19 protein-coding genes and 2 pseudogenes are annotated in these 23,950 nt (G+C 61.6%); all 21 read right to left on the bottom strand.

What is annotated here, in order from left to right; translation table 11 throughout:
* Positions 1-5: 5 nt before the first annotated feature.
* Positions 6-1,496, bottom strand: a complete 1,491-nt coding sequence (nifE, locus tag NKH90_RS22985; protein ID WP_352821063.1) for a nitrogenase iron-molybdenum cofactor biosynthesis protein NifE — start codon at positions 1,494-1,496, stop codon at positions 6-8.
* A 63-nt stretch (positions 1,497-1,559) separates the two neighbouring features.
* Entirely contained in the window at positions 1,560-3,101 is a 1,542-nt protein-coding gene (gene nifK, locus NKH90_RS22980; RefSeq protein WP_352821060.1) for a nitrogenase molybdenum-iron protein subunit beta, read from the bottom strand.
* A 127-nt stretch (positions 3,102-3,228) separates the two neighbouring features.
* A complete protein-coding gene (nifD, locus tag NKH90_RS22975) occupies positions 3,229-4,731 on the bottom strand; it encodes a nitrogenase molybdenum-iron protein alpha chain (RefSeq protein ID WP_352821058.1) in 1,503 nt (500 codons plus the stop codon).
* A 98-nt stretch (positions 4,732-4,829) separates the two neighbouring features.
* On the bottom strand, positions 4,830-5,723 hold the full coding sequence (nifH, locus tag NKH90_RS22970) for a nitrogenase iron protein (RefSeq protein ID WP_023801970.1): 894 nt from the start codon (positions 5,721-5,723) through the stop codon (positions 4,830-4,832).
* A gap of 487 nt (positions 5,724-6,210) precedes the next feature.
* Positions 6,211-7,467, bottom strand: a complete 1,257-nt coding sequence (locus NKH90_RS22965; protein ID WP_352821056.1) for a type II toxin-antitoxin system HipA family toxin — start codon at positions 7,465-7,467, stop codon at positions 6,211-6,213.
* Entirely contained in the window at positions 7,442-7,771 is a 330-nt protein-coding gene (locus tag NKH90_RS22960) for a helix-turn-helix domain-containing protein (RefSeq protein WP_352821099.1), read from the bottom strand. The genes NKH90_RS22965 and NKH90_RS22960 overlap by 26 nt, the downstream gene beginning before the upstream one ends.
* Before the next feature lie 788 nt (positions 7,772-8,559).
* Positions 8,560-8,676: pseudogene (locus NKH90_RS22955) on the bottom strand (IS110 family transposase); the annotation flags it as partial.
* Complete coding sequence (locus NKH90_RS22950; RefSeq protein ID WP_352821054.1) at positions 8,661-9,230, bottom strand: hypothetical protein; 570 nt, start codon at positions 9,228-9,230, stop codon at positions 8,661-8,663. The pseudogene NKH90_RS22955 and the gene NKH90_RS22950, both read right to left, overlap by 16 nt.
* A gap of 237 nt (positions 9,231-9,467) precedes the next feature.
* Complete coding sequence (locus tag NKH90_RS22945; RefSeq protein ID WP_352821052.1) at positions 9,468-10,451, bottom strand: GH25 family lysozyme; 984 nt, start codon at positions 10,449-10,451, stop codon at positions 9,468-9,470.
* 92 nt (positions 10,452-10,543) lie between these two features.
* Entirely contained in the window at positions 10,544-11,425 is an 882-nt protein-coding gene (locus NKH90_RS22940; protein WP_352821050.1) for a S1 family peptidase, read from the bottom strand.
* Positions 11,426-11,533: 108 nt separating this feature from the next.
* Complete coding sequence (locus NKH90_RS22935; protein WP_352821047.1) at positions 11,534-12,520, bottom strand: S1 family peptidase; 987 nt, start codon at positions 12,518-12,520, stop codon at positions 11,534-11,536.
* A 21-nt stretch (positions 12,521-12,541) separates the two neighbouring features.
* Positions 12,542-13,909, bottom strand: coding sequence for a S1 family peptidase (locus NKH90_RS22930; protein ID WP_352821045.1), 1,368 nt, complete (start codon positions 13,907-13,909; stop codon positions 12,542-12,544).
* A gap of 13 nt (positions 13,910-13,922) precedes the next feature.
* Positions 13,923-14,852, bottom strand: a complete 930-nt coding sequence (locus NKH90_RS22925) for a matrixin family metalloprotease (protein WP_352821042.1) — start codon at positions 14,850-14,852, stop codon at positions 13,923-13,925.
* Between the two features lie 199 nt (positions 14,853-15,051).
* Complete coding sequence (locus NKH90_RS22920) at positions 15,052-15,543, bottom strand: hypothetical protein (RefSeq protein ID WP_352821039.1); 492 nt, start codon at positions 15,541-15,543, stop codon at positions 15,052-15,054.
* Positions 15,544-16,590: 1,047 nt separating this feature from the next.
* Entirely contained in the window at positions 16,591-17,640 is a 1,050-nt protein-coding gene (fni, locus tag NKH90_RS22915) for a type 2 isopentenyl-diphosphate Delta-isomerase (protein WP_352821037.1), read from the bottom strand.
* 85 nt (positions 17,641-17,725) lie between these two features.
* Positions 17,726-18,628 (bottom strand): terpene synthase family protein, encoded by a 903-nt coding sequence (locus tag NKH90_RS22910; protein ID WP_352821035.1) that lies wholly within the window; start codon positions 18,626-18,628, stop codon positions 17,726-17,728.
* Positions 18,625-20,175, bottom strand: a complete 1,551-nt coding sequence (locus NKH90_RS22905) for a hypothetical protein (protein ID WP_352821032.1) — start codon at positions 20,173-20,175, stop codon at positions 18,625-18,627. Before NKH90_RS22905 ends, NKH90_RS22910 begins: the two co-directional genes overlap by 4 nt.
* 147 nt (positions 20,176-20,322) lie before the next feature.
* Positions 20,323-21,315 carry a polyprenyl synthetase family protein gene (locus NKH90_RS22900; protein ID WP_352821096.1) on the bottom strand — a complete coding sequence of 331 codons (993 nt, stop codon included), beginning with the start codon at positions 21,313-21,315 and terminating at the stop codon, positions 20,323-20,325.
* 154 nt (positions 21,316-21,469) lie between these two features.
* A complete protein-coding gene (locus tag NKH90_RS22895; protein WP_352821029.1) occupies positions 21,470-22,813 on the bottom strand; it encodes a cytochrome P450 in 1,344 nt (447 codons plus the stop codon).
* Entirely contained in the window at positions 22,813-23,655 is an 843-nt protein-coding gene (locus NKH90_RS22890) for an SDR family oxidoreductase (RefSeq protein ID WP_352821093.1), read from the bottom strand. Before NKH90_RS22890 ends, NKH90_RS22895 begins: the two co-directional genes overlap by 1 nt.
* Positions 23,656-23,823: 168 nt before the next feature.
* Positions 23,824-23,949: pseudogene (locus tag NKH90_RS22885) on the bottom strand (ferredoxin); the annotation flags it as partial.
* Position 23,950: the final 1 nt, after the last annotated feature.

Below are 23,950 nucleotides of genomic sequence, written 5' to 3'. Positions count from 1 at the left end.
CTTCCTCAACACTCGCCGAGATCGTCGGCCGTCGTGCCGGCGAATTCCTGGACAGCATGCAAGGTCGCGATCTCGCTTTTCGTGCGCGGCAGTTCCTCCCTCACCGCAGGCTGGCAATCCCATGGTGCCGGCTCCCGCACCTGGCGCCAGATCGGGTTATGAATGGCGAGGTCGATCTGGCGTACGAGTTCCACCATGCCGTCATAGCCGGCGTAAGGATGTTGGCGCTCCTGGTTGATATCGAGCCAGGGTGTCTTGGCCTTCAGTGCGATGAACTGCGTGCGCCCGCCCGACAGCATGATATCGGCCTTGTGTTCTGAGAGCATGGCGTAAAGCTCGCGCGGCGCCATCTGCTCGAACATGTGGTTGTCGTCCTTTAGGATCTGCTTGATGCGCTCCTTGTCTTCGACGGTCGACTTCTTGACAGAGGTGCCGACGATCTCGATGCCGATCTCCATCAGCGCATGGACGACCGACCAGGACTTCACACCGCCGGTGTTGAGCAGCACGCGCTTGCCTTCGAGCCTCGGCCGGTAGGCCGCGAGCTTCTTCCACGCAATCGCCTCCTCCTCTGCAATCAATGCCTCGGTGCGGCCGAGGATCTCCGGATCGGCACCCTTCTTCACGAGCAGCTGAGTGATCTGTCGGAGCGCTTCCGAGGTGTCGGTGATGCCGTAGAAGGAGCCCTCGAAAAACGGGATGTCCCAGCGCTGCTCCATCTTGCGGGCGAGATTGATGAGCGCGGTCGAGCACACCATCATAGCCGCCCGGGCGCGGTGCGCACAGGCAATGTCGAGGTAGCGCGCGTCGCCTGGAATGCAGGCGCGCACCCGGATGCCCAGCCGATCCAGGAGCGGCTTCACCAGCCAGAATTCACCCGAGAGGTTGAATTCGCCAAGGATGTTGATGTCGTAAGGGCCGGCATCGTCGGGCTCGACCGTGCCGATGACATGCTCGAGCAACGCCTCGCCGGCAAGCTTGTTGCCGAGATTCTTGGAGCCGACGAAGCCCGGCGAATTGACCGGCACCACCGGCAGGCCGAACTTTTCCGCCGCACGCCTGCAGACGGCCTCGATGTCGTCGCCGATCAGCGCCGTCACGCAGGTCGGATAGACGAAGATCGCCGGCGGCCCATACGCTTCCTTGATCTCGCGGATCGCTTTGAAAAGCTTCCGCTCGCCCTGCCCCATCACAACATCGAGTTCGGTGAGGTCGGTCGTGAAGCTCGTGCGCCACAGCGTTGGCCCGGACGAAGCCGCACCGCGGTTGTCCCAGGAATTGCCCTCGCAGGCGAGCGGCGCATGGATCAGGTGCGCGACGTCGGTGATCGGCTGCAGCACGATCTTGGCGCCATCGAAGGCACAGCCGCCGGCCGCCGCCCCGGGGGTCAATGGCTTCGAACAGCCCTCCTTGCGCGCCTTGGCATCCTTGCCGCGGTTCTGCTCGCAGGCGGGCTCGTTGAAGACATCCTGGATTTTGGCTCTGAGCGAGGACATTGCGTCGGTCTCCAAAGTCCCTCGGGAAGACGACCGGCCTCACCGAAGAGCCGGCCGCCACGCTTAGCGGGTGAGGTCATACGAACAGTCCGTCACGCCCGTCTCGCTTGTCTCGCGATCGAGCTTGTCGAAGATCTTGTCGAGGATCGTCGTCAGGACGCGCAACCCGCCTTGGTAGCCCATAAGCGCAAACCGATGGTGATGGTGGCGGTCGAAGATCGGAAACGTCAGCCGGATCAGCGGCGTCCCGGTGTCGCGCTCCAGATACTTGCCATAGGAGCTGCCGATCAGCAGGTCCACCGGCTCGGTGAAGAGCAGCGAGCGCATCGCCCAGAGGTCCTTGCCCGCCCAGACTTGAGCATCCTTGCCGAAGGGTGATGATGCAAGCAGTTCCTTCAAGTCCGCTTCCCATGCCGAGGTGCCGTTGGTGGCGAGGCAATGGGTCGGCTCGCCGCCCGTCTCCATGATGAAGCGGGCCATGCCGTAGACAAAGTCCGGATCCCCGTAGATGGCGTATTTCTTACCGTGCAGCCAGGATTGGCTGTCCGCCATGGCGTCAACAAGTCGGCCGCGCTCCAGGCGGATTGCCTCGGGGATTTGCTTGCCGGAAATCGCGGAGACCTCCATCAGGAAGTCGTCGGTCGCCTGGACTCCGAGCGGGTAATGAAACGAGGCAGTCGCCTGCCCTACCCCCTCGCAATACTCCAGTGTTTTTCGGGTGTTGTAATGCTGTAGCGAAAGTGTCGCCTCGGCGTTGAGTGCCTTCCTCACCTCTTCGATCTTCGTGCCGCCGTCGTACATGCGGTATTCGCCGTCCGAGGGCGTGTCGAACTGGTCAGAGGCGTCTTGGATGAAGGTATAGGACACGCCCAGCAGATCGAGCAGGCGCTTGAGTTCCCGGTTGTTGCCAACACAGAAGCCGTCGAAACCCGGAATGACGTTGATGGTTCCCTCGGCTTCGGTGCGCTCCTCGCCTTTCCAGAAATGCTCCAAAATGCCCTTGACCGTAACGTCATAGCCGTCGACATGGCTGCCGACGAAGGCCGGCGTGTGGGCAAAGGGCACGTCGAAGTCGCGCGGGACCGAGCCTTCGTCCTTGGCGTTCTCGATGAAGCTGTGCAGGTCGTCGCCAATGACCTCCGCCATACAAGTGGTCGAGACGGCGATCATCTTCGGGTCGTAAAGTTGGTATGTGTTGGCGAGCCCGTCGACCATGTTCTTCAGGCCGCCGAACACCGCCGCGTCCTCGGTCATCGAGGAGGAAACCGCCGAAGCAGGCTCCTTGAAATGGCGCGACAGGTGCGAGCGGTAATAGGCCACGCAGCCCTGGCTGCCGTGGACGAAGGACATGGTTCGCTCGAAGCCCGCGGCCGCGAACACCGCACCGAGCGGCTGGCAGGCCTTGGCGGGGTTCACGACAAGCGCTTCGCGAGCGAGGTTCTTTTCGCGGTATTCCCACGTCTTGGTGAATTCGCGTTGGTCGGTAACGACCTGGTCCGGGTGCGGACATTCGAAATTCAGCCTCTTCTCGGCGAGCATCTGCCTGTATTCCGGCTCGCGGAACAGGGGCGCGTGGTCGAGAACTTTTTCAGCCGACTGCGGCATGGGTGGTTACCTCTTCTCCATCTGGCCCGCCATACGGCGGCACAGGGACGTCGAAACGTTTCATGTCTCCCGCGGACAAAGGGCCACAGGCGTTTAACGGCCTCCCGGCTTACGGGAGGCCAGGTTTTCATTCGGCTGCGATCGCCGCCGACGGCTCGGCTTTTTTCTTCCAGGGGGCGTCGTAGAGGTTCCAGACCGGGTTGTTGATGGCCAGATCCATGTCGCGGGCGAAGATGGCGAAGCCGTCGTAGCCGTGATACGGGCCGGAATAATCCCAGGAATGCATTTGACGGAACGGTATGCCCATCTTCTGGACCGGGTACTTCTCTTTGATGCCGGAGCCCACGAGATCAGGACGGATCCCCTCGATGAACTTCTCCAGCTCGTAACCAGTCACGTCGTCATAGATCAGCGTGCCCTTCTTCACGTAGTGGCCGGTGCGCTGATAATCGTCGTTATGGCCAAATTCGTAGCCAGTGCCGACAATAACCATGCCCAGGTCCTCATATGCCGTGACAACGTGACGGGGGCGCAGCCCGCCGACATAGAGCATCACCGTCCTGCCTTCGAGGCGCGGCCGGTACTTGGCTATGACCGCATCGACCAGGGGCCGGTATTTGGCGATGACCGCTTCGGCCTTGGCCTCGATTTCCGGCCCGAAATGCTTGGCTATCTTGCGCAGAGAGGCTTCAGTCTGGGAGGGTCCGAAGAAATTGTACTCCATCCAGTCGATGCCATACTTTTCCTCCATGTGCCGGCAGATGTAGTTCATCGACCTGTAGCAATGGATGAGATTGAGCTTGGCCTTCGGCGCGCGCTCTATTTCGGCCAGCGTAGCGTCGCCCGACCAGTTGCCCACCACGCGCAGGCCCATCTCCTCGAGCAGGATGCGCGAAGCCCAGGCGTCGCCGCCGATATTGTAGTCGCCGATCACATTGACATCGTACGGGCCGGCCTCGAACTCGACGTCCTTCTTCTCGAACACCCAGTCGCGGATCGCGTCGTTGGCGATGTGGTGGCCGAGTGATTGCGAGACGCCGCGGAAGCCCTCGCAGCGCACCGGCACGATCGTCTTTTCGTGCTCCTTGGCCTTGTTGCGGGACACCGCTTCGGTGTCGTCGCCAATCAGGCCGATCGGGCATTCGGATTGCACAGTCATGCCCTTGTTCAGCGGAAACAGTTCCTCGATCTCGTCGATGATCCGTTCCAGCTTCTTGTCGCCCCCGAAAACAATGTCCTTCTCCTGGAAATCGGAGGTGAACTGCATCGTGACGAACGTGTCGATGCCGGTCGTGCCGACGTAGTAGTTGCGGCGTTGAGACCAGGAATATTGCCCGCAGCCGACCGGGCCGTGCGAGATATGGACCATATCTTTGACTGGACCCCACACCACGCCTTTCGAGCCGGCATAGGCGCAGCCGCGAATCGTCATCACGCCGGGGATGGACTTGATGTTCGATTTGACCTCGCATTCGGAAAGGACCTGGCTTTCCTCGCCAGCCTCGTCGCCGCTCTTTGCGACGCTGAGGTGCTTTTTGCGGCGCTTCGCCGACTTGTCAGGATATTGCGACAGCACCTCCTCGATAAGCTTCGCATGGAGGGCACCGTCATTCTCGTATTCCAGGCTCATGGGACCCCTTTCAAGGTTCAGGGTGACGCCCCACCAACGAGGCGCCGTTCTTTGAAAGGCGCGCCAGGTCAGGCCGCGCCCCCAGTCAGTAGCGGTGGTTACTGTGCGGCCGCCTTCGCCGCTTCCTTGACCTGAAGCTCGGCAAGCATCTGCTCATCCGTCTTCATGATGCCGAAGTCGAGCAGCATGTCCTCGAGCTCCTCCATGGTGATCGGGGTGGGGATGGTGCCCTGGCCCGAATTGGCATGGATCTTCTCGGCCAGCGCCCGGTATTCCCCGGCCTGCTTGGAGTCCGGCGCATACTGGATGACAGACATCTTCCTGAGCTCGGCGTGCTGGACGATGTTGTCGCGCGGCACGAAGTGGATAAGCTTGGAATTGAGCCTGGAAGCCAGCGCTTCGGCGAGGTCGAGCTCGCGATCGGTTTGGCGCTCGTTGCAGATCAGGCCGCCGAGCCGCACGCCGCCCGAATGGGCGTATTTCAGGATGCCCTTGGCGATGTTGTTGGCGGCATAGAGCGCCATCATCTCGCCGGACATGACGATATAGATTTCCTGGGCCTTGTTCTCGCGGATCGGCATCGCGAAACCGCCGCACACCACGTCCCCGAGCACGTCGTAGGAGACATAGTCGACATCGTCGTAGGCACCGTTCTCCTCGAGGAAGTTGATCGAGGTGATCACGCCGCGGCCGGCGCAGCCGACACCCGGCTCAGGGCCGCCCGACTCCACGCATTTGATGCCTTTGTAGCCGACCTTGAGCACGTCCGCGAGTTCCAGGTCTTCCACCGAACCTTCCTCTGCCGCGAGGTGCAGGACCGTATCCTGCGCCTTCGCGTTCAGGATCAGGCGGGTGGAGTCGGCTTTGGGGTCGCAGCCGACGATGAGGATTCTCTGCCCGAGGTCGACAAGGGCGGCGAGCGTATTTTGGGAGGTGGTGGACTTGCCGATGCCGCCCTTGCCGTAAAAGGCGATCTGACGCAAACCTGACATGTAGCTTTCCTTCCTTCGTTCCATTCATCGCGGCTGCCGCGACATGAATGCCGGTCGGGCAGCTGTCGCCGCCTCGAACCCAAGGATCTCAAGACTCGTGCCAATTTGGCTGATCGAACCGAAGAATAATTTCATGGTTGCTTTTCAGGGATTTAGCTTGAGGCCAAAGAAAGGATCGTCGGAACAAGCCGTGTAGCGGACCCGACAATGGCGACACAAAGCGTCGGATCGCGATCCTCAGTCACCGCATTCGTTCGAACCGCATCGTTGTGTTGAGGTGGGCGAACAGCATCTCGACCCTCTAGCGTCAATTGCGGGATGCTGCGAACGCTTCTGTTCCGGCGAGCTGACGTGCTTGGTCTCGCGTGTTCTCATCGACACTGCGCGGAATCTTGCGCGCCACGCTGGCATACCATCGATCCACGGCCGTCCATCCGGGGCCACGGGCGGATAATTCCGCCATATCACCAACCCAAGGGGACTCGGCTCACTTATCGGCGCAGGAGTTCAGTATCGGCGTCATCGCCTTCACATGTTCGTCGATCCGCTCGAGCACTTTCGCTGCGACAACGTCGCGCTCAGGCAGATGCCACCAGTGCTCGTTGACGAGTTCGACGGTCTCGACCACTGCCTTCAGGACTGCCGGCTCCGGAAGCCTTGCACGGTTCGCAAATGCTTTCCATCGCGGTGCTGCTAGCGCCTTGAACGAGCGCTCCCCTCCAAGCGAAAGCGCCATGGCGTCGGCGGGAATATATGGCACGGTCGACAGAACGTCGTAAATTGGTGCAAGCGCCGGCTTGTCGCCGTTTCCGGGATAGATCAACGACCAGTTCTTCAGGTGCATGTCGCCATTGCCGGTGATGACGGTCAGTGCCAGGCGGCGGACGAATTCGAGAGCCGCCGTAGGCGAGACGGCCGCGCCAAGGGCCGAGGCTATGTCGTGATAAGCGGCGCCCTCATATTTGCGCGAGGGATAGACGCCGAAGACCTGAGCGAAATCCTCGATGTGAATCCTCTCGCCCTCAGCGCCGCGATCGAAGCGTTTGACGAGAAGGACCTTGCCCTCTGACAGCGTGTTGAATTCCTCGGGAATATCCTCGAAATCGGACTTCTCGACAAGTTCGCGTTCAGGCACCTCCATGCCGATCGCTGCGGCCAGCGCGAGGTTGGAGAATTCATTTTCGGAAACGCCTGGAAATGCCGTCGAAGGGAACTTGGCGATGTATCGGCCTTGCTCGTCGTCCATCGGCAAGGTCAGGCCGCCGCCTTTTCCAGTGTTCTTCATGACCGACAGCTTCAACTGCACGCCGGCAAGTGAGAACCGTGCCTTGGGCTTATCCTTTGAAGCATCCTGCGAAACCGCTATCGCGCCGTCACTGGGCAACGCCCGTACGGCTCCCGGTAGATCGGCGCCCAGCGCCGCTAAAAGATCGAAATCATTGCCTGGCCGCACATTACCTTCGTGGTGCTTTTCCATCGCCTCGCGCAATTTCTCCTCCGGCAGGAGGTTCGCGAAGAAAGCGGGCAAGGCGCCCGCCAGAGGCTTCGGATCTTTCCGCAATCCTCCCGTCGCTGCCCGGAACGACAGGCTGAAAACCGGAAAGCCGCCCGTCGCGCGGTAGGCCTCATCGAAGTTGAACGCATTGAAATCGCCCGGCGTCCTGACGAGTGTGCCGACCTTCAGGGTGTCCAGGAGCACGTCCAGCGACGGGATCGTCTTAGGTGCGCGAAAGACTGGAGCCATGATCGTCATCGTCAGGTTGAGAAACAAAGGCCGGTCGATCGTCATCATCATGCGGACGCAATAGAGCCTGGACAGCCGGCACCATGACTTGCGGAACCAGCATCATTTCCAGACCGAGCGCGCGAGCGATATTCATGAGCGTCGTCGCACGCGCCGCTGCGGCTCCCTTTTCGATGTCGCGATAGCGGGGACGGGATATACCCGCCAAATCAGCGACCTGCTCCTGCGTCATGGCAGCGGCCAGCCTCGCCTGCCTGAACAGCCCGCCGATTTCGCGCAGAATTTCCGATTCAGAGTCCGTCATGATACGCAAACGACTCATTCCAATTCTAAATGATACGCAAAGGTATCATATCCAGCGAGCAAGTCAAAGCTTTTATGATCTGTTCGCGTATCATATATCGAGATAATGATATGCAAAGAGATCAATCATTCTTCGAGGATCTCCCAGGCTTAGCGCCGCACAGCGAACGGCGTTCTTTCGAGAACAGCTGCTATGGCCACCGCCCACCGGCGTTTCTACCGAATAGGCCCGGTGCGTACGTCGCTGGGAAAGCCAGTGAAAGAACATGCAGCGAACGGCTATTTTGATCTCGGCGCCGAATGCGCTCGACGATGGCCCTGTGAACGCGAAAGAGACGAGCGATTTCAGCTGCCGGACGGCCTTCATTTAACATGTCGATGGTTTCGGAGCGCTGATCGGGCGTTAGTTTCGGACGGCGTCCACCCTTTCGCCCGCGTTCGCGGGCTGCCTCACCTTCGGTGGCGCCTGCTCTAATCGGTATAGCTTCGCCTTCCCGACCTTGGGCGGGTGTCGATAGGTCCAGGGTAAGCGGGTAGCTGATGCCGTTCAGCGATGGTAGTTCCAAGGCATGAGCGCCTCGATAGCGCTGTTTGGCCAGCGGTTTCCGGAAAACCTCCCAAGGCACCACCGCGTTCAGCTTCTCCAGTGGATCGCCGGCCGCGCTCAGCCGGACATAACGCTCGTCAATGTCCCAGAATCTAGCCTGGCCTCGCATCCAACGCTCCGTGCAAATCACCAGGCGAAGTGAATCAAAATGCGGTCTCGATTGCCAGGTTTTTCGAGGTGTCCACCTGCTGGCGATGGACCCGTAACGTCTCGACTGCGGCCGCCCGCGCGCGAACAAGATCCCGTATGGACTCGTGCTCTTCATCGGGAACCCACACCGCGGTCAGCTCGCCAGCGCGATGGTCAGGGCCAGCGTGTCGATCTGGATGACATCGCCGGGCTTCTCGAAGCAAACGTCCTTCGGCTTGCGGATGGCGTGTGGCCTGGTCTTTGGGGGCGATTTGCGGCCGGCCTTGCGGATGAGTTCGGGCACCGGCGTCACCCGGCCACGCTCGACCGGCTTCTTCAGGATGCGGCCGACAGTGGCGTTGGAGACGGCAAAGCCGGCCTTACGCAACACAGGACCGAGCTTGTCCTTGGCCCAGAAAGGAAAATCCAGCCTGAGCCGCTCGACCTCGGCGCGAAGGGTCGGGCTCCAGCCGTTGGCGCGAACCCGGTGCGGACGCCGGCTCTTCGGCTCGGGTGCGCTTTCCCAGCGATAGAGGGTCGAACGCGGCACTCCGACGGCCCGCGCTGCCTGCCCGGCATCCAGTCCGTCCCGCATCGCGCGCCGCCATCGCGCCACCGCGTCGCGTCTTCTCCCTGCTTCGATAGTTGGGGTCTTCGCGCCGAGAAGCCGCGACGCCCGGCCGGCGTTGCGTATAATATGACCGGGCAGGCCAAAAACCTGCATGGGGTTCTCCTATGATTCGAGCTTCGCAACCCAAGTTACGGAGAACCCCTCCTCAACTGCAAGAATCTCATATCTGTCTGAGCGCAGTCAGACATCAGGGTGTTGCTGCGCGACATGGCCCGCTTCTGATCAGCAACCGCAAACGGTGCCGTCGGCCAGGACGAACGCGCCGCTGATGACGTTGTCGACCGGCTTCACGGTTTGTTCCCTTTCATCTTATCTTGGGGCCGGCCCCGACTAATCTAAGCCAAATTCACGGAGAAAGTCTGCCTCCGTTCCCTTGTAGATGTTTGAGTCGACCGGTCGATCAAAGCCCTCGCGAAGGTAAGCTCTATCGGTGAATTGCCAGAGATGCCAATCCGCATTCGCTGGTACCTTTGGTAGCTCGACAGCAGCGGACGAACGAGAATAATCTGCAATCCAAAGGTGATAATGTTCGAAGGCACTGATCTTTGCTTCTGGCCCAATAGCTTCCCGCCACCATGCACGTGCAGTGTAGACCATCGGTGTCTTCCCGGTCTCACTTTCTACTTTTTGCAGCCATATCAGTGCGTTCTGTATAATTTGATCGGGGTCCGCAGAATACCTATCACTCTGCCATCGGTCAGCTCCACCACGCACACCAATGTCCCACTCAAGGTCGAGCACCGGGGGTAGATCGTCGGCGCGAAGCGGACCGTGTTTGGCGAGCAATCTAAGGTAGTTGTCAGCTTGCTTTCCTGGGTCTCCGTCTGCTGAAAGGAAATGATAGGCACCGCGTAAGACCTTATTCTGTCCTGAGAGAGTCTCCAAGGAGCGCCAATTTGATGCGAAGAGGGGGTCTTTGAACCGGATGCCCTGTGACGCTTTGACGTACACACAGCGGATGCGTTGGTCGCGAAACAAATCAAATCTAATATCTCTGCCCTGATGATGACTGACATCAACACAAAAGATTGATTTCTCACGAGGCAGTCCCGTGCTTCTATCGATGTCTGCATCCTCAGGATAAGTAAAAGGACCCCGAAGATCGAACTCTCCCACCTGTTGGGTAGTTAGCGGTCCATTCTCTTTTACGTCAGCAGCGATCACCAATTCAAATAGATCGGATCGAGAAGGCTCGTCTATGAGATCCGCTAGTTCGCTGTCGATATCACCCGCACGGACGTACGGTGGCGCCACAAATGACAGTCCCAAGATCGAGACTGCGACTGCAAATGCGAGCAGAAGGCTTTTAGACATGACCATCATCACTCCTTCAAGACAACTCAGCCGCTCATAGATGCGGCTGCAGCCCAATAGAAAATTCGATGACAATAAACTCTCAAGGAGATTTACTCAGGAACGTCGCATGTAACCTCTTCAATAGAATATCCTCCACATCTTGCGCCACCATATTTTTGCAGTGTTTGAACGTTAAAAGTATCGCACACTTCCGCAGCCCATCGCGATACATCTGTATAGCACCCGAAATAGACGTCATGCTCCAGGCACGCCCTCTCATACTCTCCTGTGCATACATGATATGTCACAGTTTTTTTAGGAACGGGAGGTGCTGCCTGCAAGTTGAACATATCAACTAAATTCCGTGCCAGTCGCAATGGAACAAAGAAGGTGAGGCCGGGAGCGAGTTGTTCTGTCCCCGGTATGATCGATCCACCCTTGACCACCCCGCGAACCCGGCCCTGCTGGTCGAGCACTGGGCCGCCGCTCATGCCGAAGATGAAATTGGCGTTCGCCCGGAAGATCAGAACTTCCTTCAGCGTTACCTGCCCAGCAATCGGTTGAAGGTCCTGTTCGATCGGGAAGCCCCATCCTGTGATCGCATCCTGGACAGCGAGATCATTGGTGTCGTACGGAAGGAAGTCCCACTCGTCCTTCACACCGGTCGGAAACTGTAGGAGCGCAATGTCCGCCTCCCCTAATCCATAGCCGACCAAATCGAGCGGGTAACGCTCAACCCCGTCCTTCGACCGCAACCGACCATAAACTCTAAGTCCCGACCCCTGCTTGAGCGCCTCTTCCACAACATGGCGAGCTGTCAGCATGAAGCCCTTGCGATCGATGACCGCGCCGCTCCCCGTGCTGATCACCTTTGCGCTGCCGTCAGGGCGCCGCTGCTCAACTTCGATCCGCACCAACGCGTCATTGTCGACTGCTAGGGCTGCAGACAGGCCCAACAGGAGCAGAAATCCGAGAAGGATAACGCGAGTCATGGCTCGCCTTTCCAACGATAAACCTCGATGTGGGCCTGCTTAGTTATTCTCTCAACATGTTAGATAAAAGTCTTGGGTCACATTCCACCAATTGGTGCCTAACTGGCATTACTTAGGACCGGTGCAGATGACATTGTCAATCGAATACCCACACTTGTTGCCGCCGTAAGTTTGTAGACGCTGTGCAACAAAAGACTCACACCTATCTTCCGCCCATTTCGATATATTTGTGTAGCAGTAAAAATAGATGTCATGAGCCGGACACGCCTTCTCATGCTCCCCTGAGCATACCCGATATGTCACAGTTATTTGAGGAACGAGAGGTTCTGCCTGCGAGGCGAACACGTCAATTAAACTCCGTGCCAGTCGGAGTGGAACGATGAAGGTGAGGCCGGGAGCGAGTAGTTCTGTCCCCGGTATGACCCCACCATTCTGATTTCGTTCTCCGCTGCCTGGGATGATCGATCCACCCTTGATAACCCCGCGCACTCGGCCTTGCTGGTCGAGCACTGGGCCGCCGCTCATCCCGAAGATGAAGTTGGCGTTGACCCTAACGATCAGAGCGTCCTGGAGCGTTACTTGGCCACCAATCGGTTGCAGGTCCTGATCGATTGGGAAGCCCCATCCCGTGATCCTCTCTTGGACGGCGAGATCATTGGTATCGAGGGGAAGAAAGCCCCACTCGTCCTTCACGCCGGTCGGAAACTGTAGGAGCGCAATGTCCGCCTCCCCTAATCCGTAACCGACCAAATCGAGCGGGTAACGCTCAACCCCGTCCTTGGACCGCAACCGACCATAAACTTTAAGTCCCGACCCCTGCTTGAGCGCCTCTTCCACAACATGGCGAGCCGTCATCACAAAGCCCTTGCGGTCGATGACGGCGCCGCTGCCCGCGCTGATAACGATCGCGCTGCCATCCGGCCTAATGTCCTCAACCTCTATGCGTACCATGGCGTTGGGGTTGAATGTTTGGCCGAGAGTTGCGAATGCGCTAGTAAGCAAGAGCATCCCCGCAACAATAACCATGCGAACGATGAAGCAAGCCCTTAACATGGTTCCCTCCTTCCAGCCGGCGGCATGAAGATACCCAGCCATCCGCATCGTTCGCCGTATCTGTCAGCGCACTTCAACAAAGCCATTTGCTACGCGCGCTTGAGAACTCGCACCGCTCGCACTCACTCGCGCTTGCGCACGCACGATCAGCTCGTATCGCTTTCCGCTCTGCAACTGGAGTGTCTTAGAGCCCTCGGCAGGAAGGCTGCTCAAGCTCCTTACCAAGCTTCCATCTTCGTCGACAAAGCCGTCCAGCCGGAGCGACGCCCCTTCCATGTCGCGCCACCGTATCTCAGTAGGCTTGCTGCCGGCGATGAATGAGATCGCCCCCTCCAACTCCGCTTCCGCGCGACCGTTGGTGTCACGGCCGCTCTTGCCAACTGGTACGCCAAGAAAGCAGCTCTGAACCGGCGAGACGGCATAGTGCCCGCCCGCTGCCTCCGTCTGGTATACGAAGCTTAAACCACTTTTGTCCGTATCTCTGACCTCAGATTTCGAGAGAGCAGTGGATATGGTCCGCTCGAAATCATCGTCGCAGTCACTGCGTTCATCTCCTCGCGCAGAGACGGATATAGGCTTGTTGACCTCGTCCGTATTTGACGGCGACGAGTTGAACAACGATCCCGACTCTCCAAAGACTTGGACGCGCGCACGGCCAGTCTTTCCTAGTATGCGTATTTCCTGTGGCGATCGTGAGGGGGGCTGCGAGCTGTCGAGATCTTTCGCAGTGTCTATGTCGCCACTGGTAGCAGGTTCAGTACCAGACTGCTGCGCGATAATTACCGAAAGCGCAGGCGTTGCGAGTCGCAATGGAACAAAGAAGGTGAGGCCGGGAGCGAGTTGTTCTGTCCCCGGTATGATCGATCCACCCTTGACCACCCCGCGAACCCGGCCCTGCTGGTCGAGCACTGGGCCGCCGCTCATGCCGAAGATGAAATTGGCGTTCGCCCGGAAGATCAGAACTTCCTTCAGCGTTACCTGCCCAGCAATCGGTTGAAGGTCCTGTTCGATCGGGAAGCCCCATCCTGTGATCGCATCCTGGACAGCGAGATCATTGGTGTCGTACGGAAGGAAGTCCCACTCGTCCTTCACACCGGTCGGAAACTGTAGGAGCGCAATGTCCGCCTCCCCTAATCCATAGCCGACCAAATCGAGCGGGTAACGCTCAACCCCGTCCTTCGACCGCAACCGACCATAAACTCTAAGTCCCGACCCCTGCTTGAGCGCCTCTTCCACAACATGGCGAGCTGTCAGCATGAAGCCCTTGCGGTCGATGACCGCGCCGCTCCCCGTGCTGATCACCTTTGCGCTGCCGTCAGGGCGCCGCTGCTCTATTTCGATCCGCACCAACGCGTCGCGGTCGGCGGCTTGAGCAAGAGCAGCAGACAGCCACAACAACAGAAGAAACCCTGCCAGCATTACGCGAGGCATATGGCTTGACTCCTCAATAGGCGGAACGGGCGCAAGCAAGATCCCCCGGCACCAGGACCGAGTTCGTTCCGCTCGAGAAGGTGCCCTTGGTCCAGCGGGCCGGTATAGGATACAGCATGATCGACGAGGGATCGAAATTCGGGGCTCCGCGACACATATAGTTGACCCCGAGCCCGTCAAGAATGTTGCGCTTAGTCATCGCACGTGACCAGCCACGCGCGGCCATGTCGGCATGGACCACTTCCTCCGCCCATGTAATCCCACTTGAGGGGTGCTGATGCTCGTGCCGAAGACCAAGCGCATGCCCGAACTCATGGAGGATAACACGTCGTGCACGTGTCTCCGACGCTCCGGCGTCGACGTCCTCGAGCGACATGGTCGGTTCCCATGGCTTCGCGTTTCGGGCCTGGCGTCCAATGAGTGACCAGTTCCCGTTTTCGTCGAACGTGATGCGGATCTGACCCTCCGATCCTTCCGCAAAGATGAACTCAACAGGCGCGCCATTGGCAGCAGTCCATTGAGGAACATATTTCCTGACGAGGGCCCTCTGTGCTTCCGAGCCATCGAGAAAAGCGACCGCGAGGCGGATGCGCTCTGCACTCGAGCCCGAAAGGCCATCTCCCGGCGTCCACGCGTCACTCCCAAGCAGCAACTGGAAATCCTTTTGAGTGACCACGGTTTCCGATGAGATTCGCTCTTTTCTCAGAGTAAGTTCGCGATCGCTGTTATACAAGAAAAGCGTAGTGCCACCTTGGCCGAAGTTGACGCCGTCTGACGGAACAATCCGGTCGAACTCCGAGAACTGGGGGGTAGAGCAAATATATTCTTCAGCACCATTATTGTCAGAGTTGGAGCTCGGAGCATCCTGCGCAGCCACCATGTGGATGGTCGACAGCAAAAAAGCGGCGATAACGATGGTCTGAATGCTCGGCCTATGTAACATTGAGGGTACTCCGGTCATCAACAACGAAGTGCACAGACACTGCTTGGCAGTAGCCAGTTGCCCAAAGAGACAAAAGTCACAGAACACCTTTTGCGCTCTTATATTCGAGGCGTGCCGTTGGCGCGGGCAGAGCCTCTGCCGATGCAGTGCGCTCGATTAGGAGAGGAAGGGCATCTGCGGGTGATCCGAACCATCTGATTCAGCGCTCTAACGGAATATCGAACTCCTGGCCGCCGGCTACTGGTTTGCCTTTCTTGAAATGAACGGCAGCAATTTCGATCTTCATATTTTGAATATCAGACCGAGTCGCACTGGCGGACGCCGATACTTTCACGGGTACGATAGCGACGTCCAGCCCGCCGCCGCCAGTGTCCTTGACTATAAAGTCACTCTCGTAGGTATACTTTGAAATCGATGCGGTCGGCGCGCCCCCCACGGCGGCGTTTATGCCGCCGACCACCTTCGAAAGCCACAGGGAAAACCCCGCATCACGGCTTGCTGGCCCAGCAACAAGACATATCGCGCTGGTGCGGGAATTGAGGTTAACAATGAAATCTAGCTTGCTGTTTCTCGTCAGCGTACTCTCGTGGCCAAAGCCGAGCTTCGGCGTAACGATACCCGTGGAAACAGGGATGCCCGCCGTGATCTCTCCGGTCGCGGTGCGGCCTTGAACTATATTCACCGACAGCATAACGACAGCTTTGCTCCCAAACAGTCCCGATCTGTTCAATTTGTCCTGTTCGACGGCACTCGCAAGTCCACACTTCAACGAATTGACGACTAGATCAATTGGGACGACGGGCACCGATTCCAGCACTTCCTCGAAGTCTTTTCCAGCACAACTGCTAACTAATAATAGCAAAATTACGATTCTGGGCCGAAATGAGCTCGACGGCCGCCTCGTCATAGCTTATGTACCCCTCTGCCATGTTGTTCTTTACGCTATTCCTCGAAATGAAATGTTGTAAAGATTGCCCTTGAGCGTCTGGCGGTCAGGCACAGCCACGTAGTCAAGAAGTCCCTTAACTGATCTGAAAGCGAACTCCGGCCTTCTTTTTAGCCAGGTTTCGCCAAGGAATGCAGGGCCGTATTATTGTTCCGGCCCTGCCAAGGATGATCGCCAACTTGCATACATCTCATCTTGGGAAGCAAGTCAGTCTTCACAAAGACAACGTCGAGCTGAGCGTCCACTCGGGTGTCTGTCGAATCCTTACAGGGAACAACCATGTACATGGACAACATATCAAAATTGGCGTCGTTCGGCGTCCTTGATATTAGTAGAGTCGAAGGTGGTGTCGTCATGCGTTTAGATGGTGTATTGGCCAGACCCCACGCCGACGTTAGTTGCGCGACAAATTGTGGAGCCCACAGGCGATTGAATCCGTGGCTGGGTATCCTGCTCAGTTTGGGATGGCGTCGACCACTGCTATAGCTGTCGATGGGTCTCCACCGAGCACAACGACAACGGTCTCAGTATTGCCTTGCCCTCCGGGGTCTTCAATTCCTTGGTGGTATTGTCGAGAAAGCTGATCTTTTCGCACTTTTTGCTCACGCGCTCTCTAGCAACAAGAACGTCTTCATTAGCGTCTCGGACGAGAGTCCAGGCTTCTTTGCCGTATTGGATAAGGTCCTACTTCTGTGGCGGAATCGGTCCAACTCGTCTGTCGCGCCTGCTCGTTATCCATTGATTTAGAAGGCTAAGTCCAAGCTTGTTTGTCGTCCAACAGCGACGCCGGCATCAACCGGCGGGCAGATGCGCGGAGGGCAACAAGCGCGCCTGACGCAACGCCGCCAGATCAGCCGAGCCGGTGCAGAAGCAGGCGACGGCCAACTGGCGGATGACGATCTCGAAATGCGCGACAACCGCCTCGGTGGATACCGTAGCCGCGCGCAGCACGCCGGCCGCCTGCCCGGCGATGTCCGCGCCCAGGCGGATGGCCTTGGCCACGTCGACGCCGTCGCGGATCCCGCCCGACGCGATCAGCTTCACCGTTGGCAGCCCCCGACGTACCGCCTGCACGCTGGCCGCGGTCGGAATCCCCCAATCGGCGAACGCCATCGCCACTGCACGGTCGGCGGCATCGCGGGCGCGCTCGCCCTCCACCGCGGCCCAACTGGTGCCGCCGGCACCGGCGACATCGATCACCGCCACGCCCGCCTCGACGAGCGCACAGGCCACCGAGGCGGACAGGCCCGACCCCACTTCCTTGGCCACGACCGGCACGCCCACGCTGCGCGCGGCGCGAGCGATCTGCGCCAGGACGCCGCGCCAGTCGCGGTCGCCCTCCGGCTGTACCGCTTCCTGCAGCGGATTGAGATGGACGATGAGTCCATCGGCCTCCAGCGCATCCACCGCCCGGCGCGCCAGGTCCAGGCCGTCGGCCTCGCGCAGTTGCGCGGCGCCGATATTGGCCAGCAAGGGAATGTCTGGGGCCAGGCCGCGCAACGCGCGCGTCAGCCCCTGGGAGTTGCGGGATTGCAGGCTCACGCGCTGCGAACCGAGGCACATGGCGATCCCCAGGGCTTGCGCTGCCTCGCTCAGATGCCGGTTGATGGCCTCGGCGCGTGGCATGCCGCCGGTCATGGAGCTGATCAGCAGCGGCGCGCGCATGGTCTTGCCCAGCAGCGAGGCGCGCAGGTCGATCTGCGTCAGGTCCAACTCGGGCAATGCGCAGTGTTCGAAACGGATGTACTCCCAGCCGGCGGCGGCCTTGGCCGGCGCCGTTCGCCGATCCAGCACGATGTCCAGGTGGTCGTCCTTGCGCCGGCTCAGGTTGGTGTCGCTCATGCTCGCTCCATCCGTCGCATCGGGCGACGGCATTGCGTCGGATCGGACCGACGGCAGCGCGCGCACGCCGCCGCCTCCCGTGCGTTCAGGCCGGCGCACGCTGGCCTCCCCCCGCAGCGTCGCTGCGGTAGCGGCTGGTCGAGGTCTGGTAGTACTGCGCGCGGATGGCTGCCATGGCCTCGATCAACGGTCCCCACGGCGCGGGAAAGCGTTCTTCCGCCATCACCCGGTGCAGCATGCGCGTATGGCCGGCCAGCTCGTCGCTGAGGAACTCCACCACAGGCATAGCCGGATAGCGCTGCAGCAGGAGGATCGCCGCGTTGTCGGCCTCGCCGGCCGACCTATCCTTTTCGCGTCCATGCAGATCGTTCTGCAGGCGCCCTATCGCGGAGATGAGCCGCAGGACCTGGCGAAACGCCGGACCCGCGCGCAAGTTCGCCATGTCCAGTCCCCACAGCAACGACAGGCAACAGAACACGTTCGTGTAGGCGATCGAATCGATGCCGTTGTGCAGGTACTCGGCGTAGGACCAGCGTTCCGCCCCTGCCGCCTGCGCGTGTCCGGCGCGCAGCGCCGCGCAGTAGCACCGGGTATCGTCGAGAAGCTGAGCATAGTCGCGACGATCGTAGGCGAGCGCGGCCAGCGAAGCGCGCAGCACAGCGCAGCCCTCGAATCCGGGGAGCGCGCACGGCACGCCCTGCCCCAGCGCCTGTTCCACCGCGGCGAGCTGCTCCGGCGCGATCAGGCCAAGGTCGTTGCAATCGTCGAGCCAGAACAGCAGCGCCAATTCGCGATAGAACGCCACGATCAGCGTTTCGTCCTGCGGATCGCGGCCGGTGCGGGCGCTGGTGTTGCGCAGGCTCGGGTGGATGCGCTGCAGGATGTACTGGCCGCCCCTGACCGCTTCCACGGCATGCTCGTCGGCGAACCCGGTCAGGGAACGCCCCCACTCCAGCACCTGCTGCAGCGCGCGTTCGGTCTGGATCATGGCGCCGCTCCTGCTCCCTCGGCCAGGACGCGCCGCCCCCAACGAAGCGCCAGCCACAACCCGGCGAGTTCGGCCACGCGCACCACCCGGGTGGGGCAATACAGTTCCTTGCCGATCCACAGCGGCGTCTGCGGCAATGCATGCGCCGCATGGCGGGCGAGCATCCACTCCAGCGCACGCGCCACCGCCTGCGCGATGCGCCGGCGCCCTGTCGGCTCTTCGTTCCTGTCCATCACGTGCAACGCGAACAGCGCATAGGCGGTTTCCTCGAATGTGGACGCGCGACCGGCGCCCCAGCCGCCGTCGTCGCGCTGCGCCTGCAGCAGCGCCGCCAGCGCGCGCTCGTCGCGCCACTGGGGCTTGCCTTGCGCCAGCGCAGCGACCGCATGGGCGGTGGGATACAGCCACGAAACGTGCCATTTTTCGTTGTCCCATAGACCGTCCGGGTTGCGATTGGCCTCGACGTAGGCGCTGGTGCCGGCCGCGGGCTTTCCCAACATCCGCAACGCATGCAGGGCATGGATGTTGGTCGACACCGAGGCATTGCGCTCGCCGGGGAAGGTGACGAACAGCTCGCCGATTTCGAAATGGCGCAATGCATCGACCGCCGGGTCGCGGCCTGCAAGGCGAAGGACGCACAACGCAACGGCGGTGTCGTCCGCATCGGCCGCGAAGTGCAAGGCCGGGCCCAGACCGCGCACGCCGAGGCGGGCGTCGAGCTGCGCGACGATCACTTGCACCGCCTCGGCGAGCGCGGGATGCGCGAACAGACCCGCCAGATGCAGGGTGTACAGCGACCAGCATGGCTCGAACACATTGATCGGCCAGACATTGGGAACGACACCTTCAATGCCGGTGCGCGTCGCCCGCGATGCCGCCTGCAGATACCCGTCGGTGCGCCCGACCTGCGGCGTTCTTCCCTGTGTCACGGCGCGCGCACGCCACGCGGCGGTGGCCGCCGGACTGATGCCGATGCTGCCGTCGTCGTCCGGGCATGCGGTGGCCGGCGACGTCCCCCAGGCTTCCCAGGAGTGCAGCAACGGATGGCCTCTCGGCAACCTCGCCACAGCCCCCAGCTTGACCAGGTGTGCTTGCCGCAACGGCAACAGCGCCGGGTGGCGCGGAAACGCTAAGCCGCCCAGCAAGGATGCGGCCTCGTCGCACAACTGCGGCAGGATCAGCTCCGCGCCGATGGGCGCGTCTTCTGGCACCGCATGCGCGTAGGGATCGGGCTGGCGCTCGATGAACCGGGTTGCAGCCTCGACTGCGTCGGCAGCGCCGGGAAGAGGATCGGCACGCTGCAATGCAAGCAACGCCGCCCACGTGGGCGCATGGCGGAACAGCGGGAAGTCCGCACTTCCCCATCCGCCATCGGCCTGTTGCTGCGCGATGAGCCACCCGTATGCGTCCTGCCGACCGGTGCCGTTGCCGTGGAAATGCAGAGCTCGCGCCGTGTCGTAGACGGACGGACCGACGCTGCCGCCGTCGCTCATCTCGCTCAGCAGGTGGCGCAATTCGGAAAGGATCTGTTCGGACAGCGCGTTCACGCGGGATGTTCCTTCTGCAGAGGATTAACGAGAACCAGGATCCGGCAGACGCCGCGCACGTCCCCGCCGACTCGGACACAGTGCAGCATGCACCGCCCGCCGGCCGACCGCACGGCCACAGGGGCGAGTCCATGCGGACGGGCGCGCTCATGCGTATGGCGCGGACAGATACACGTTGGCCCGCTGCAGCATCTGCGCCAACCGTTCCGCACGCGGCCCCAGCGGGACGATGGCCTCCCCGGCGTCGCGCAACAAATCCAGCGCGAACTGGCGCGCTGCCTGCAGCCCCATGATCGACGCGCAGGTCGGCTTCTGCGCCGCCGCGTCCTTGCCGGGGGTCTTGCCCAGCGTCGCGGTATCCGCTGTCGCGTCGAGAATGTCGTCGACCACCTGCAACGCCAGGCCGAAACAGGCGGTGTAGCGATCGAGCGCACAGTACAGCGCAGCGTGCGCGGCATCCTCCGCGATGGAGCATAGCGCGCCCATGCGAACGGACGCGCGCACTAACGCTCCGCTCTTCATCCGGTGCATCGCCAGGATCCTGTCCAGCTCGGCGTGCTTTCCGACCAGCGACAGATCCATGGCCTGCCCGCCTGCGGCACCCTCGGCGGACACGGCCTGCGCCAGTTCGCGCACGAGCGCGATACGGTTGTCGCCCGGCGCATCCAGGCTCGCCAGGGTCAGGAAGGCGTGCGCCTGCAGCGCATCGCCGACCAGGATCGCAGTGGCTTCGCCGAACTTGACGTGCACGGTCGGAAGGCCGCGGCGAAGCACGTCGTCGTCCATCGCGGGCAGGTCGTCGTGGACCAGGGTACAGGCGTGCATCATCTCGATGGCGGCGCCGACGTCGTCGAGCATGTGCGCCGGCGTGTCGGCCAGTCCGCCGGCAGCCAGACAGAGCAACGCGCGGGTGCGCTTCCCGCCATGCAAGGTGGCGTAGCGCATCGCCGCCATCAGCTCGGTCTCACCGTCGTCTTCGGCGCAGAGAAGACGCGCCAGCGCCTGTTCGACCCGCTTTGCGCCGTCCTGCATCCAGATCTCCGGCAGCAGCCTGCCGGATGCGCCGCGCGCCTGCGCGCCCAATCCGCCGAGCGCGGAAACGCCAGTTCGGTCGTCGTGTAGCGTGGAACCGGTCTGCATGTTGTTCATGTCCTTGTACCTGACACGAGATGGCCACGGCGAGCGCCAAGCCGCCGCGGTGTTGCCGGCGTCGCACCGAGCGCGCGCGCAGAGTGCAGCAATGCCGCGCGTCGCCGGCGCCGCTGCCTCGCCACACGGGGCATGCGATGCCAGCTCATGAGAAGCCGATGCGGATTGCCATGGACGGATGTGCGGTCGGGTAATAGCGCCGGCCTTTTTCGACGCCGCTCAGCAACTGCGGCCGCACCCCGGCCTTGTGCATGATCAGCGCCAAGGCGATGCAGAACTGCACCATTTCCAGCCATACCAGGTGGTAGCCGATGCAGACGTGTGGGCCGGTACCGAACTGCAGCATGTCCACCGGCCGGATCGGCTCCGTGCGTTGCAGCCACCGCGCCAGGCGGAACTGATCAGGCGCCTCGTACATCAGCGCCGAGGTCGAGAAATGCAGCAGCGGGATGCACAGATGGGTGCCCGCGGGAATGCGCCGTTGGCCGAGTTGCAATTCCTGCAGGGCGCGACGCGGCAGGAGCGTGGTCGCCGGATGCAGGCGCAGCGTCTCCCGGAACAGCGCCTCGGCGACCGGACACTGTGCCAGGTCCGCGTGCCGGGTCGGCACCGCGCCCACGCGTTGCGCCTCCTCGACCAGGGCGTCCCACAGCACAGGCTGCCGCGCCAGCTCGATCACCATCCAGGCCATCGTCGAGGCAGTGGTGTCGTGACCGGCAAGCAGCAGCAAGCGGATATTGGCGACCAGAACGTCATCGGAAAGCGCATCGTCGCTGCGGTCGAAGGCGCTCACCATGTCGTTGATCAACCCGGTGCGCGCGGCATGCGCGCGCGCGTCGCGGACGAACTGGCGCAACTGCGCGTCGATCCAGTCGCGGGCGGCGCGGCCTCGCCGCAAGGGCAGTCCGGGCAGGTCGACCGGGGGCGCGACGATCAACTGCAGCAGTTGCCGGTATTTGCGATGCCATCCCGGCAGGTCCTGCGCGGGGATTCCCATGAGGCTGAAGATGAGCTTGAGCATCAGGTCGCCGGTTTCGCGCAGGATGGTTACCTCGCCGCGGGCGCGCCACGCCTGCACCCGCGCCCAGATGACGGGCGCGAACAGGTCGCCGATGCCGGCCTGGGTCAGCCCCTTGGGCAGGAACGCCGCCTTGATCGCATCGCGCGCTTGCCGGTGCGCGCGGCCGTCCTGGGCAACCAACGTTCCGCCAAGCAATTCGGGCGCGATCTCTTCGATCAGCGCCGAGGACACGTCCTTGTGCCGGAGCAGTGCGAACGCATCCGGATGCACGCAGGTCATCAGGTGTCCGGCAGGGCCGAAATCCAGCCAGAAGTGGCTGCCCAGCGTCCGTTCTGCGCGCTGCAGCAGGCGCGGCAGGTCGCAGACAATGGCGGGAAGATGCCCGACCAGGGGGAAAGCGCCAGGCATGACCGGGATGTCGCATCGCAGCCGGTGCCGACGGTTGAGGGGGTTGAGTAGTATGTCCATCAGCAGCGCGCCGCCGCCGCCGATTCGGTGTCGCCGGCAGGGCGCGCGGCGCAGCTGTTGCCACCGTCGGCGTATGTCGGCACATGCGCCAGCATGCCGCCATCGATGCACACGACCTGGCCGGTGATGAACGCAGCATCGTCGGAGAGCAGGAACGCCACGACCGCGGCCACGTCCTCGGGACGGCCGACGCGCGGCAGGAGCTGGTGCCGGCGCAGATGCCGTTGCATGCACTCGTCCAGCTTGCCAAGGAGACGCTCGGTCATGATAAGACCCGGCGCAACCGCGTTGCAGCGGATCTGCGAGTGACCGTACTGGGTGGCGAGCGAGGCCGACAGCATGTTCATCGCCGCCTTCGAGGCGGCGTAGGACGTTTGCGCGGTATCACCGCTGAGCCCCTGGCACGACGACATGTTGACGATCGCGCCACCGCCACGGGCGATCATCCGTGGGATGGCCTGCCGGCAGCAGAGCAGCGTGCCGCGCAGATTGGTCGCCATGGTCTGGTCCCAGACCGCCAGGTCCAGGTCGAGGATCGCGCGGTCGCGCGGGGTCAGATGCATGGCGCTCGCATTGTTCACCAGCAGGTCGACCCCCCCGAAGTGCCGCTCCGCCCTCTCGAACAGCGCTGCCACCGCCTGCTCATCGGCGATATCCATGGCTATGGGCAGCGCGTGGCCTGCTTCGGCCGCGATCTGCGCGGTGCAGGCGATGGCCGCCGAGCCATCAATGTCGGCCACCACCACTCTGCCGCCCCCGCGCGCGATGGCGAGAGCGCATGCCTTGCCAATGCCGGCGCCGGCGCCGGTCACCACGGCCACTTTGCCTTCAAACCGTCCCATCGTGTCTCCTGAACTGCATTGGTCTTTCGCAGCATGCCGCTTGGCCTGCGCCGGAGAAGGCGCAGGGTCGGCGCTGGCGCACTCGTCATGGCCAGCGTCGCTTTCGATGACTCGAATGGCGGCGACCGGGCACTGGTTGGCCGCAAGCCGCACGGCGGCGTGCAGCGCCTGCGGGACCGTCGCCACGCACACTTCGGCCACGCCGTCCGGTTCGCGCTGGCGAAAGGTGCCCGGCAGCGTCAGCACGCACTGCCCGGTAGTTCCGCACAGATCCTGATCGACCAGGACGCGCATC

Source organism: Mesorhizobium sp. M0898, assembly GCF_040319695.1.
In the GTDB taxonomy this organism is placed as follows: domain Bacteria; phylum Pseudomonadota; class Alphaproteobacteria; order Rhizobiales; family Rhizobiaceae; genus Mesorhizobium.
Note: the sequence above shows the minus strand (reverse complement) of the source record. Positions and strands in the feature narration are given on the sequence as shown.